Source organism: Bacteroides sp. 51 (assembly GCF_010500965.1).
Classification (GTDB): domain Bacteria; phylum Bacteroidota; class Bacteroidia; order Bacteroidales; family Bacteroidaceae; genus Bacteroides.
The window spans coordinates 90,837-103,459 of sequence record NZ_QVMI01000021.1; the positions used below are offsets into that span (position 1 = coordinate 90,837).

A 12,623-nucleotide genomic window follows, 5' to 3' on the forward strand; every position below is an offset into this window, starting at 1 on the left:
TATTAATAACTTTTCCTGATCCTATCCATATCGCGACGGTCGTCTTTTTCCTTAAGCGACTCGCGTTTATCGTATTGTTTCTTACCTTTAGCCAAGGCGATGACCACTTTAGCCAGTCCTTTTTCGTTGATAAACATCCGAACGGGCACAATTGTGAATCCGGTTTCTTTGGTTCCGCGTTCGAGTTTCTTTATTTCTTTCTTATTGAGCAGCAGTTTACGATCTCTGCGCACCACATGGTTGTTGTATGATCCGTAAAAATACTCTGTTATGTGCATGTTCTTCACCCACATTTCGCCTCTTGTCAAAAAACAATAGGTGTCGACAAGACTGGCTTTACCCATGCGGATGGATTTGATCTCCGTTCCGGTAAGGACAATCCCGGCTGTAAAGGTTTCGATAAATTCATAATCGAAACTTGCACGTTTGTTTTTTATATTTACAGAAGGCTGTTTCATCTTAGTAATGCTAGTTTAGTATAACAAGTAATTTACTGAAAAGCATGTGAATACCTGTTGGGCACACAATGAGTAATACGGAGGCTATTAATGTATATTTCAGACGTTGACTTTCTTTTATCTCCATCAGCACATCTGCTCCTACCCATACTACATAAATAATATAAAATTGCAGGATTAAAGCGATCAGGCCAAATTCCGGCAATATTCCGGTTACTATATTGACCAGGAAAGTGACCACTAGTGCATAACCGGTAAATTGCTGCACCAGGGGCATATCGTTTGGTAGGCCAAACATTTTCACTCCCAACTCATTGATGATGTATGCGGCAAGAAAGTATCCGCCAAACAATGCAACTGCTACAACGCAACAGTTCTTCATGGCTATCTGGAAACTCTCAGGACCACCCCAACCGTTGGTAAATAACGAACCGAAGAAAACGGAAAGGGCGCATAAACCAATCATAGGATAGACAAAAGCTGTAAACACCTTTCGTCTATCCTCTTCCAAACGAATTTCCTCCCAGGCCTTGGCCGGAGAGGAAATTAGTAGTAGTGCTATTTTAAATAGTTCTTTGTAGTTCAATATTTAGGAAATTGGACTTTAATCGTACTTGTCGTTTTCAACTCAGTCTCTTCACCTGCTTGATCTAGCCCCTCGCAAACAACATATGCACTATAATAACCATCCTTGTCTGCTGTTAGGTTTGGATACTGTTCTTTCACTGTACTTTCAGTAGGCAAGTAATAACTTATAGCTTGATTAGTATAAGTATTTCCTTTCTCTATGTTTGTAGTACAAGCTATCTTGAAATAAACAATATTATTTTCAACACGATCTATAAACAAACTAAAATCCGAAGTAGAGACATCTTTATCGTAATAATGAGCAAAACAAACATTTAAATATCCATTTGCCGCCCATAACGGATAATCATATATACCAAGAAGTGGAGTCACCGATTCTTTTGGTTCATAAGAAGCAGAGAGTTCTTGAAACTCCATATCATATGACTTAAAAACAATCTTGTATTCAGTTACTCCTTCTTTAAAACTCTCACCCTCAAAAAGTTCGTAAGATATAAAAGCACGTTCAGGAATACTTCCATCTGACTTAACCATCTGTTGGGGATTCTGAGGAATAAATGTAAGTCCATCCTCTGTTTTTAAAGATGACACATATAAGCCACCACCAGAATTAATAGTGACAAAAGCTTGCAGAGTATTATCACTGTCCGAATCCAAGCAAGAAGTAAATGTAGTTCCCATAAAGACGGCTACTAACGCCATCAACGCAATTTTCATTTGTTTCATAAGTTCTCTATAATATTTTAATATGTTTTCCTGGCGTGCAAAGATAAAAAAACATAGAGAGAAGCACACCTTAATCTCTCCTTTTTTAATCTAGTTTAATAGATAAATGCAAAAGGAGATTAAATACTGCATAGGTTACTTAATTATTTTTGCAAACCACCAACCATTCTCCCAGATTCCGTTGTTCTCCATCAAAGTTTACTCCCACTTTTATTAGTTGGCGAGCATCGGAAGTATAGGGAATCAGGTAGCCTTTGTTGTCTATTTGCTTTAGCGCCTCTTCGGCGCTACCATCGAGTTTGAATTCGAATACATAAATGTAATTCGATGTCCATACCACGGCATCCGCGCGACCTTGGGCACTATGCACTTCGGTCTGGGTGAATTGCCCCATAAGTTTGAAGATGAGATAGAAAACTACCTGATAATGCTTCTCCGTACGTGTGTTCAGTTCGTAAGGAAAGTCAGCAAAAAAGGCACGCATACGGGTGAGGAAAGCATCGACATTGCCGCTACGGAGTTCGTTAACAAAACGACCGATATAGAAAGGCGTTTCTACAGCAGGAATACAGGTATAGAAAGGAGCCACAAAGTTAAGAAATCCATACCTTACCTCTTCGTTGGGATAGCCTAGTGTATAAAGTCGAAATTCTTCGTCGTAATCCTTGATGGTGAGGTATCCGCTTTGGTAAATCATGGGTACAGGATTGTAAACATCTGCACGGTCGTCGGTAAGAGAGGCGGCGGTTACTTCAATGCCATCCAGATCGCGCAGGTCGTAATGGGTTTTCTTGAGCATCTCGGCCAGGAAGGTAGGTGTGCCGCTGGCGAACCAGTAGTTTTCGAACATTCTATAAATAACCTCCGTTACGTAATTTCTCAAAGCTTTGGATGCCGATGAGGTAACGGCTGGACGAGGCAGTATATTTAGAGTTATTCATATTATGGGTTATAGAACGTTCTTATAAATATTGTGCACAAGTATGATTATTCCCAATATACCTTATATAATAAATATCTTCTTCATAATTAAAGAAAACATACCATTGTGTATTATTATTTTTCTTGAAAACGGAGTAATACAAATTCTTTCCGTATCGGTTGAAATAAGGAGGTGCCTTTCTTTTGGGGCATTTAGGCAGTGATAAAACAATATCATGAACCAAATCCGTCACATACTTATCAGCGCTCTCATAGGATCCAAAATACTCTTTTTCATAAAGCAATTCAGTTAGATCGTATAAAAACCCTTCCGCCGAAGGAGCAAAAAATATACTCATTTATCAAAAAGCTTCTTGATTCTTGGTCTAACTCTTTCAAGTAACTCTTCGGCTGTCAGCCCCTCTTTCAGGTCCTCATCCGTAATCGTGCGTTCTTCAACAACAAGGCGCACTAATGTTGAAGAACGTTTAATTACAACCTCCTCTGTTTCAGCCAAATCAAGGTATTTCTTTTGCTCTGATCTAAATTCTGTCGGGCTTATAACTATCATATTATATGCATTTATGGATTATAAAACAAATATACGAAAAATCGTACGTTAACCAAAGATACAAAAAAACGAATCACTCTTTTATCAATTCACAAATAGTATCGATAAAGTTCTTTGCTTGTGGATATAAATCATCTACCAACACGTGCGGTTCCACGTGCTTGCGATCCATACAGTATAGTTTTTGCTGTAGGGGATATATCTTGAATTATAGTTTTTATTTGTTTCAAGATGTCTGTTTTTTCCATAACTGCAATTGTTATTTCATTTTTAAACTATCTTTTTTCTATTATGCCATCACACAAAGATAATGATTCCGGAATTATAATACTGACAAACAATCTACAAATCTTCCTAAATCCTATTCATAACACTTAAGGATGCTTGAAATAACTTTGTTTTCCTTCCTTTACTGTTACGAATGAGTTTTTAATGCATATAATTGGGGATGTTAAGTCCACATACGATTTCTTTAAAATCACCCCAAAAGTGGCACTCCGCGATTTAAGTCATTGATCCATAATTCATAGAGAGTGACACTTCTCTTTCAAACTGCCAGCACCCATATAGCACTGCTAGCACACCGCAGAATAATTATTTTCCGTTTGTTGCGCCATTGTCACGAATCGATGGTTTCTTCCGTCACCCGCGCTTATTCCTTTTAGTTACATTCGCACCAGATAAATTTATCAGAGAAATAAGCATTCGCTCTTCCCGACGTAGGTCGGGCAACCGTCGCCACCTACATGGGGAAAGTCTCCCGATCTAGGTCGGGAAGAGCGGATGCAAGTTGTATAACCATTTAACGAAAATATCAAATGCAATCTTATGTAGTTCGTTCCAAGAAAGACAAAATCAGCAAAGATGGGAAACTCCTATACTATGCCGTGCCTGTGCTTAACGGGCAAATCACCCAGAAAGACCTGGCCACCGAAATATGCGAAAGAAGCGCACTCGAAGAGGGCGATGCCCTATCGGCCTTCAACACACTGAAACGGCTGATGCAGAAATACCTTTCGCAAGGCAAATCCGTGCGACTGGAAGGCATCGGCACATTCTACGTCTCCGCCAGTAGCGAGGGATGCGAAACGCCCGAAGCATGCACCCCCGCCAAAGTCAAGGCGCAACGCGTGTGTTTCACGGCCGACAAGGAATTGCGCGCCATCCTGTCCGAGATAAAATACGAAAGAGTAAACCGACCTAAAAAAACAAACCGATGAAAGTAACCCAATATCGTAACGATGAAAAGGTACACACGCAACGTACCCTAAGTATGGAAGCCACTATAGCGGCCATGCAAACAGAAATTAAAAGTAAACCGGTAAGCAACATGCGCGATAAGCTGACGTGTGCCCTGCCGGGAGTGAAGTACGAATATGTTCAAAAGGTTCCCCTTTTGGCATTCGGCGGCAGTTTCCGGAAAAACGGTAGTGAACAAACGATGGATTCATATAACGGACTGGTCCTATTGGAGATCAACAACTTGGCCAACCTTACCGAAGCCCGGAAGATACGCGACAAAGCCGCGGCGCTTCCGCAAACCTTTCTGGCATTCGTTGGCTCAAGCGGAAAGAGCGTAAAAGTGTTCGTTTCCTTCTCGCTGCCCGATGGTTCACTGCCGAAAACCGACAACGAAATCGAGAAATTCCATGCACACGCCTATCGGGAAGCAGTCAATTGGTATCAGCCTCAGCTTCGGATGGAGATCAACCTCCGTAAACCCTCACCGCAGAATACGGTACGCCTGACCTTCGATCCCACCTTATATTATAATCCGCAGGCCATGCCCATCCGCATGGAGCAACCCCTGCACAGACCGGAAGAACCGACTTACACCGAAGTTCAACAGCGCATCGACGACCCGTTGCAACGCCTGCTGCCCGGCTACGAGCGCCATTACATCATCGATACCCTGTTCGAAACCTGCTTGTGGGACGCCATCGGGAAGATCAACGGCCTGCAAACAGACAAGGACCTGCACCCTTTCTTCGACCAATTGGCCGAAAACTGTTTCCGTTCCGGCATTCCCGAAGAAGACGCCATCCGGTTCGCCCTTGCCAAGGAGAAACTCAGAAATTACGAACACCTTGCCCGCGCCACGTTCCGCAATGCGTACACGCTTGGGAAAATGTTCGGCGGAAAACCCTGCATTTCATCCGCCATGACGCTCACGGCACAGCTCGAAGAGTTCATCCAACGCCGCTACCAACTGCGCCGAAACACCATTAAAGGTATAGTAGAGTATCGGGAACTGAAATCATTCCGGTTCGATTTCCAGCCCCTTACCAAGCAAACAATGAACGGCATGACCTGGAACGCCCTTTCCGAAGGCATCGGAGCATGGGATGCCGACATCCGCCGCTACCTGGACTCCGACCGGATACCCGTGCATAACCCCATCGAAGAATACCTCCACCAACTCCCCCGCTGGGATGGTAAAGACCGCATTCGCGAGCTTGCCGCACGCATCACATGCAACAACCCACGTTGGCCCGACCTGTTTTACCGTTGGTTTCTATCCATGGTAGCCCACTGGCAGCAAAAAGATCAGCATCACGCCAACAGCGCCCTACCCCTGCTTGTAGGCGATCAGGGCTATGGTAAATCGACCTTTTGCCTCAACCTGTTACCACCCGAATTGCGCGATTATTACACCGATAGCGTGGACTTCGGCAAACGAAGGGACGTGGAACTGGCATTGACCCGCTTTGCACTGGTCAACCTGGACGAGTTCGACTCCATCGGCCATTCCTACCAGGGATTCCTGAAACACATCGTCCAAAAGGCCGTTGTACAAACCCGCCGTCCGCACGGAACAGTCACCGAGAAGCTACGCCGGTATGCCACCTTCATCGCCACAAGCAACAATTTCGACCTGCTGACCGACCCGACAGGCAGCCGGCGTTTCATTTGTATCGAAGTTATCGGGATGATCGACTATACCCAGCCCGTTGACTACAAGCAGCTCTATGCCCAAGCCGTACAAGCCATCCGGAATGACGAACGATATTGGTTTACGCATGAAGAAGAAGCCTATATCACGCAGTCCAACCGCCGGTTTACCGTCTCTACTCCCGAAATGGAAGTTGTAGACCTATACTTCCGGTCGCCCGCGAGCAACGAGGCGTACAAGGAGCTGACCTGCGGTGAAATCATCAGGAAAGTACAATACAAAGACCCGAACTTTAAATGCAGTCGCACCACGGCCATGACGCTGGGAAGAGCCCTGAAAGGCAGATTCCCCAACCGCCGGGCCTCGCGGGGACAGCTGTACAAGGTAGTAGAGATAGAGCGCGAATGCTATTTATGACACTGGAGTGCTAGCAAAAAAACAGAGAAGTACCATTCTTACTCTGCCCATGAATAAAGGGTTTCGATGAAATGAATGGTACTTTTCTTTGCTTTTTTAGTTTTGCATAGAAGAGAAGGAAAGCGAGATGCTTGTCCCCCGCGAGGCTGTGTAAAAACTCAGAACCAGGTACGTCATTGCGAGTCGCCACTATATTAAAATATAGAACTATTTGTAATGACAATATCCACCCCCTGCCCCCGCCAGCGGGGGATACCTGCAGCATCGTATCCCCCGCTGGCGGGGGCAGGGGGTGGATATTGTCATTGGTAACCGTAGGTGAAGCAATCCAGTTCACAAGGCATATAACCTGTGAACCGGATTACTTTTGATCGAGTTTCTGAAGATCTGTCATGCCCCTACTGTTCTGAAACCCCTCATGTACTATCCTTTCCAATTCCTTAAAACTACACTTCAGTGTAGTAGATGCAATAGAGAAGGGAGTTCCACACATTCTATCATTCGCCTTCAAGCCCCTCCTTTTAAGTCCTTTGGCCTTACTGAGATAATATTCAGGGTTCACTGTATAAATAAGTAGAAACTTCGTGGAAGAAATTTCCATGGTTTCTATATGCGTAATATCTTCCCACTTAATCACCCCAATACTCGAAGCATAATTGCTGTCAAGAATTCCATTATCGTCAATAGTCAACCCTACGTTTTTACTAAACATCTTCCTTGCTCCCAAGATGCCCGTCGCACCAAAGAATACAACACCCATTACGCCTACTTCTTTTACAAATGTAGAGGTATATCGTGTATGATTATCAGCAAACCCCGTTAACAAGAGCACTCCAAATACAACAAACAAAATTGAACCAATGACTACGAGAAGCAACTTTGCCTTACTCAACGGTATTTCAATTTTCTCCATAAATTTTAGTAGTTAGAAGTAAGAAATAAGAAGCTAGAAGTTAGAAGCTAGAAGTCAGAAGTAAGAAGTAAGAAGTAAGTAGAGACAAGACCTAGCTTCTTACTTCTAGCTTCTGACCTCATCTAATCTCCCCAAAAAGTTCCAGATGCTCGTCTACATACTCCGCTACTTGCGTAGTAACCAACTCTTCCATCTCAAAATAAGTCTCCTCCATGTCATCGAACACCTCAAACTGTTCATACATCGCCATAAATTCATCTTCTGTACGTTCACGCTCCAGTTCGGCGCGATTCGCATCATAGATTTCCTTTGCCTTGTACACCAATTTGGAAAACTCCTTCGCTCCCCACAGGCGCATGGCTTTAGCAAAAGGGTTATCAAAGATATAAGCTCCATAACCGTTCTGTATGAGCTGGCAGAAACCTCCCGTCATAATCTCATCCCTGAAAATCTGATAAGAAAGCAAAGCATGCTGCTCACCTGTTAACAACCCCATGTTTTCTGCGTTCAAACCGCCACCAAGCACTTCCAGATATTTATCCGTAAACACCTGTATAAACTCATCCATTCCCTCAAGGGCAGCTTTCTGCAATGCCGATTCCTGTATTTCAATCATATTTCAGTAGTTAGAAGTTAGAAGTCAGTAGTTAGGTCAATAGAAAACGATATTATAAAGCAGGAATAAAACCTAGCTTCTAACTACTGACTTCTAACTACTGAACAAAGATACATATTCCGTTTAAATGCCGATAGCCTACTCGCGAATTAAATTGCAATCCCGACTTTACAACCCGCCCAATCCTGTCCATTAGTTTCGCTTTTAATCCAAAAAACTATCAAATCGCCAATTGCACAACCAAATAAAACGACTACCTTTGCGGCGGCTAAAAGAATTACGTTTACTATTCACGAACCGGAATAAAGTACTCCAACTTCAATCGTAAATCGTAAATAGTTAAATCGTAAATATTAATACAGTGACTACAAATTATATTATTTTACTTAAAAAGGCAAATTATGACTTATTCACATGAAGTGGAACACATGTGTGTTGTGAAGAAGGGTCCTAACCACGGACCAGCTCCCATTCCTGAAGAAGGCAAATGGGTAAAATCTAAAGAAATAGTTGATATTTCAGGTTTGACACATGGTGTAGGTTGGTGTGCTCCTCAGCAAGGTGCTTGTAAACTGACATTGAACGTAAAAGAAGGTATCATTCAGGAAGCATTGATCGAAACTATCGGTTGCTCGGGTATGACCCACTCTGCCGCTATGGCTTCTGAAATCCTTCCGGGCAAAACAGTGTTGGAAGCATTAAACACCGACCTTGTTTGCGATGCTATCAATACAGCTATGCGCGAACTTTTCCTTCAAATCGTATACGGACGTACTCAGAGTGCTTTCTCAGAAGGTGGTCTGATTATCGGTGCCGGACTGGAAGACTTAGGTAAAGGTCTTCGCAGCCAGGTAGGTACACTTTACGGTACATTGGCCAAAGGCCCTCGTTACCTTGAAGTGGCCGAAGGTTACATCACTCGTCTTGCCCTTGACAAGAACGATGAAATCTGCGGATACGAATTCGTACACATGGGAAGATTCATGGACGAAATCAAAAAGGGAACCGATGCTAACGAAGCATTGAAGAAAGTAACCGGAAACTACGGTCGTTTCACCGAAGAAGCCGGAGCTGTTAAATTCATTGATCCACGTCACGAATAAAATAAGGAGGAAATACAATTATGTTATTTGAAAGTTACGATCGTCGTATCGACAAGATAAACGCTGCGTTGAACGCTAATGGTATTGCAAGCATCGAAGAAGCAAAAGCTATTTGTGATGCTGCTGGTATTGATCCTTATAAGACTTGCGAAGAAACTCAACCTATCTGTTTTGAGAATGCAAAGTGGGCTTACGTTGTAGGTGCTGCCATTGCTATCAAAAAAGGTTGCAAAGTAGCTGCCGATGCTGCCGAAGCTATCGGTATCGGTTTGCAGGCATTCTGTATCCCCGGTTCTGTAGCCGAAGACCGCAAGGTAGGTATCGGTCATGGTAACCTGGCTGCGATGTTGCTTCGCGAAGAAACTAAATGCTTCGCCTTCCTTGCCGGTCACGAATCATTCGCTGCTGCCGAAGGTGCAATCAAGATTGCTGCTAAAGCGGACAAAGTTCGCAAAGAACCTCTACGTTGTATCCTCAACGGTCTGGGTAAAGATGCTGCTCAAATCATCTCTCGTATCAACGGTTTTACATATGTACAAACTGAATTTGATTACTTCACAGGTGAATTGAAAGTAGTTCGTGAAATCGCTTACTCTGATGGTGCCCGTGCAAAAGTAAAATGCTACGGCGCTGACGACGTTCGCGAAGGTGTAGCTATCATGTGGAAAGAAGGTGTAGACGTATCTATCACTGGTAACTCTACTAACCCAACCCGTTTCCAACATCCAGTTGCCGGTACTTATAAGAAAGAACGCGGCTTGACTGGTAAACCATACTTCTCTGTTGCTTCCGGCGGTGGTACAGGACGTACATTGCACCCAGACAACATGGCTGCTGGTCCAGCTTCGTACGGAATGACAGACACAATGGGACGTATGCACTCAGATGCACAATTCGCTGGTTCTTCATCAGTTCCTGCTCACGTAGAAATGATGGGATTCCTTGGAATTGGTAACAACCCAATGGTAGGTTGTACTGTAGCTGTAGCTGTGGATATCGCACAGGCTGCTGCGAAATAATCAGCTAATATACAATAGATTATATGGAAAGCCTTTCTCTTTATGGGGGAAGGCTTTTTCTATAGCCTTATCTCACTTGCACAGCTACTCCTCTACTATTTATACTGACTCACGCCAAGATAGATTTTATATTATGCGCTGGTTTTAGTATTTCTAAGACATGCAGGATTGTAAAGTCTAAAATAGCAAAAGTTCATTATTTGAGGGACTTATTAGCGACCATTTTTGCTAGTTCCCAGACATGGTCCCCAGATAAGATAAAATCTTAGTATTCAAGTTTAATCATATTTGAAAGAACTCCAAATTGTCTAATTCAAATTATTTAATGATTATGACGAGGAGTTATTCTTCAATTCACTTTACAATAAGAGAAAGTAAGGTGAGAAAAGATGGAACGTGCCCTATTGAGGTTGTAATATCCATCAATAAAATGAAATGTGTTTTCTCCACAGGAAAGAAAGTAAAGCTTACCCAGTGGAGCCAGAGTAAACAATGTGCTACTGGAAATGATGATGAATCTAAAAGTTTAAATCAGTTCTTAAAATCAGTAAAAGCCAAGCTTTATCGTAAAGAGACTGAATTAATAGACATGGGATACATTATAACGGCTGATTTACTTCGCGACGCTTATCTTGACAGAGTAGAACGTTTAAAAGATAAAACTTTCTTAGAAGTTCTCGCAGAGCATAATGCAGAACGCAAGACGATGGTAGGTAAAGGAGTTGCACCTGCAACGTACTGGGTATTTGAATACACTGAAAGAATCCTAAAGGAGTTTATTAAGGAGAAGTACAAAAGAGAGGACCTATATCTCAAGGAGCTTAACATAGGTTTCATACAAGGATTCCACGCCTTCTTACTCAGTAAGAAGAAGATGGGACAGAACTCATGTTCTAAACATCTAAAGTTCCTAAAAAAGATTCTTAATTTAGCTGTAGCAAACTCATACACAACATTCAACCCATTCAACGCCTATAGAGTAGAGCGTGAACCTGTAAACGTTGAGTTCTTGGATGAAGAAGAGTTGAGACGAATTATCAACTTTGACACACCCATACCTCGCTTTGAGAAAGCAAGAGATATGTTTCTGTTCGCTTGCTTCACAGGTCTATCATACATTGATGTGAAGACTTTAGGACATGAACACTTTGAAAAAGATGGTGAAGGAAGGATTTGGATTAAGAAGAGGAGAGTTAAGACAGGAGTCCTGTCACGCATTCCTCTCCTGCCTATTGCTAAACTCATACTTGATAAGTACAAAGGCTCTGGCAGGTTGATTCCAATTCAAGACCCTGCTGATATTAACAAGTATCTAAAGGATATAGCTATACTGTGCAATATCAACAAGAGGATTACATTTCATTGCAGCAGACATACGTTCGCAAGTACTGTAACTCTCTCTAATAACATTTCCTTGGAAGTTGTATCTAAGATGCTAGGACATACTAATACACGTATGACGACCCACTATGCAAAGTTAGTTGATAGATGTATTGGTGAGCAGATGGATAAGCTGATGAATGTTTATAATGAACTGGATTGATAACTACGATTATGAACTTGTAAATGAAACCCTCCTTAGTCAACAGTCACTAAGGAGGGTCTAATCTTACAAATGATGCAAATCTTACAATCAATCGTTGATATAAATACCGGCCGGATATTTATCAATCAACTATTAACTCGTCTACTTAGGTATTTCTGTATTTGGATTTTCTATAACGGGATTCTTCATTTCATCCGAAACGCCCCTGTAAACAGAGGAGAGCCCATTATCTAAAACGCAATACATACTTGTTTTGCCGTCAAATACGACATGTGTTGCTAAACTGAAAGAATCAATGCCTTTCGCCTTACATTCATTTTCGTATCTTCTGCTATCCAGCAAGCGATCCACACGAGCCAAGTAATCAGCACGACATTGGCCTATGTCATAACTAACTCTTAACTCATACAAAGCAAATTCGATACATGCCCATTTCGTGGAAGCTTTTTTCTCGAGCTGTTTACTATAAAGCTTCCTCGCTTTGTTCAGAACTTTATCCAAGTTCTCCTTAGGCCCGGAGTTCTTCTTCTTTTTTTTGAACTCCTTAGTACCGCCCTTGTCTTTGTTTTTTGTTTCATCACTCGCAGTACCGTTCGCTGCATTATCATTCTCCGCTTGTTTAATATTCTCGTCTATCATATTTAAATTATGAGAATATTAATAAAAACACTTTCAAGGCATAGCCAACAACACTTTAGGCCACGGTTTGCGCTCTAAGTTATAATCTAAATCTCGAAGCAGAAGTTGACAAACCTCAACCCTTACCTCTCAGTCCTCCGGAGACATTTGTATATATACAAATGGCGTGCCAGAAAGCGTAAATGAGAGCAATGGCATAGTTTTAGGATTTAA

General features: G+C 42.4%; 12 protein-coding genes and 1 pseudogene. 5 read left to right on the plus strand and 8 right to left on the minus strand.

Features of this window, described 5'->3' with window-relative positions; translation table 11 throughout:
• Window positions 1-2 precede the first annotated feature (2 nt).
• The 5 genes and pseudogenes from smpB to D0T87_RS16015 form a co-directional block, all read right to left on the minus strand.
• Window positions 3-458, minus strand: coding sequence for an SsrA-binding protein SmpB (gene smpB / locus D0T87_RS15995; RefSeq protein ID WP_163176148.1), 456 nt, complete (start codon window positions 456-458; stop codon window positions 3-5).
• A gap of 10 nt (window positions 459-468) precedes the next feature.
• The gene (locus D0T87_RS16000) at window positions 469-1,044 is read right to left on the minus strand and encodes a Yip1 family protein (RefSeq protein ID WP_163176149.1); all 576 of its coding nucleotides are present in this window, start codon (window positions 1,042-1,044) and stop codon (window positions 469-471) included.
• Window positions 1,041-1,772, minus strand: coding sequence for a hypothetical protein (locus tag D0T87_RS16005; protein ID WP_163176150.1), 732 nt, complete (start codon window positions 1,770-1,772; stop codon window positions 1,041-1,043). The genes D0T87_RS16000 and D0T87_RS16005 overlap by 4 nt, the downstream gene beginning before the upstream one ends.
• Before the next feature lie 139 nt (window positions 1,773-1,911).
• Window positions 1,912-2,622, minus strand: a pseudogene (locus D0T87_RS16010) (PD-(D/E)XK nuclease domain-containing protein); the annotation flags it as partial.
• 426 nt (window positions 2,623-3,048) lie between these two features.
• Window positions 3,049-3,264, minus strand: coding sequence for a hypothetical protein (locus D0T87_RS16015; RefSeq protein ID WP_163176151.1), 216 nt, complete (start codon window positions 3,262-3,264; stop codon window positions 3,049-3,051).
• Window positions 3,265-4,082: 818 nt separating this feature from the next.
• On the opposite strand from D0T87_RS16015, the gene D0T87_RS16020 reads away from it, so the two are divergent.
• Both D0T87_RS16020 and D0T87_RS16025 read left to right on the plus strand, forming a co-directional pair.
• Window positions 4,083-4,484, plus strand: a complete 402-nt coding sequence (locus D0T87_RS16020; RefSeq protein ID WP_163176152.1) for an HU family DNA-binding protein — start codon at window positions 4,083-4,085, stop codon at window positions 4,482-4,484.
• Window positions 4,481-6,574, plus strand: a complete 2,094-nt coding sequence (locus tag D0T87_RS16025) for a BT4734/BF3469 family protein (RefSeq protein WP_163176153.1) — start codon at window positions 4,481-4,483, stop codon at window positions 6,572-6,574. Before D0T87_RS16020 ends, D0T87_RS16025 begins: the two co-directional genes overlap by 4 nt.
• A 361-nt stretch (window positions 6,575-6,935) precedes the next feature.
• Here the strand turns inward: D0T87_RS16025 and D0T87_RS16030 are convergent, their stop codons facing one another.
• Both D0T87_RS16030 and D0T87_RS16035 read right to left on the minus strand, forming a co-directional pair.
• On the minus strand, window positions 6,936-7,487 hold the full coding sequence (locus D0T87_RS16030; protein ID WP_163176154.1) for an STM3941 family protein: 552 nt from the start codon (window positions 7,485-7,487) through the stop codon (window positions 6,936-6,938).
• 118 nt (window positions 7,488-7,605) lie between these two features.
• The gene (locus tag D0T87_RS16035; protein ID WP_163176155.1) at window positions 7,606-8,103 is read right to left on the minus strand and encodes a DMP19 family protein; all 498 of its coding nucleotides are present in this window, start codon (window positions 8,101-8,103) and stop codon (window positions 7,606-7,608) included.
• A gap of 401 nt (window positions 8,104-8,504) precedes the next feature.
• Here D0T87_RS16035 and D0T87_RS16040 point away from each other — a divergent pair, with 401 nt between their 5' ends.
• The 3 genes from D0T87_RS16040 (at window position 8,505) to D0T87_RS16050 (ending at window position 11,768) form a co-directional block, all read left to right on the plus strand.
• Complete coding sequence (locus D0T87_RS16040) at window positions 8,505-9,206, plus strand: iron-sulfur cluster assembly scaffold protein (protein ID WP_163176156.1); 702 nt, start codon at window positions 8,505-8,507, stop codon at window positions 9,204-9,206.
• A gap of 20 nt (window positions 9,207-9,226) precedes the next feature.
• Entirely contained in the window at window positions 9,227-10,225 is a 999-nt protein-coding gene (locus D0T87_RS16045) for a GGGtGRT protein (RefSeq protein WP_163176157.1), read from the plus strand.
• Window positions 10,226-10,556: 331 nt separating this feature from the next.
• Window positions 10,557-11,768, plus strand: a complete 1,212-nt coding sequence (locus D0T87_RS16050; protein WP_163176158.1) for a site-specific integrase — start codon at window positions 10,557-10,559, stop codon at window positions 11,766-11,768.
• A 144-nt stretch (window positions 11,769-11,912) separates the two neighbouring features.
• Here D0T87_RS16050 and D0T87_RS16055 read toward each other — a convergent pair whose 3' ends face one another.
• Window positions 11,913-12,410 carry a hypothetical protein gene (locus D0T87_RS16055; protein WP_163176159.1) on the minus strand — a complete coding sequence of 166 codons (498 nt, stop codon included), beginning with the start codon at window positions 12,408-12,410 and terminating at the stop codon, window positions 11,913-11,915.
• Between the last annotated feature and the right edge of the window lie 213 nt (window positions 12,411-12,623).

Bases quoted from the DNA above. Each gene is read 5' to 3' on its own strand.
- smpB (WP_163176148.1), bottom strand. From the start codon at position 458: ATGAAACAGCCTTCTGTAAATATAAAAAACAAACGTGCAAGTTTCGAT.
- D0T87_RS16005 (WP_163176150.1), bottom strand. From the start codon at position 1,772: ATGAAACAAATGAAAATTGCGTTGATGGCGTTAGTAGCCGTCTTTATG.
- D0T87_RS16015 (WP_163176151.1), bottom strand. From the start codon at position 3,264: ATGATAGTTATAAGCCCGACAGAATTTAGATCAGAGCAAAAGAAATAC.
- D0T87_RS16020 (WP_163176152.1), top strand. From the start codon at position 4,083: ATGCAATCTTATGTAGTTCGTTCCAAGAAAGACAAAATCAGCAAAGAT.
- D0T87_RS16025 (WP_163176153.1), top strand. From the start codon at position 4,481: ATGAAAGTAACCCAATATCGTAACGATGAAAAGGTACACACGCAACGT.
- D0T87_RS16030 (WP_163176154.1), bottom strand. From the start codon at position 7,487: ATGGAGAAAATTGAAATACCGTTGAGTAAGGCAAAGTTGCTTCTCGTA.
- D0T87_RS16035 (WP_163176155.1), bottom strand. From the start codon at position 8,103: ATGATTGAAATACAGGAATCGGCATTGCAGAAAGCTGCCCTTGAGGGA.
- D0T87_RS16040 (WP_163176156.1), top strand. From the start codon at position 8,505: ATGACTTATTCACATGAAGTGGAACACATGTGTGTTGTGAAGAAGGGT.
- D0T87_RS16045 (WP_163176157.1), top strand. From the start codon at position 9,227: ATGTTATTTGAAAGTTACGATCGTCGTATCGACAAGATAAACGCTGCG.
- D0T87_RS16050 (WP_163176158.1), top strand. From the start codon at position 10,557: ATGACGAGGAGTTATTCTTCAATTCACTTTACAATAAGAGAAAGTAAG.
- D0T87_RS16055 (WP_163176159.1), bottom strand. From the start codon at position 12,410: ATGATAGACGAGAATATTAAACAAGCGGAGAATGATAATGCAGCGAAC.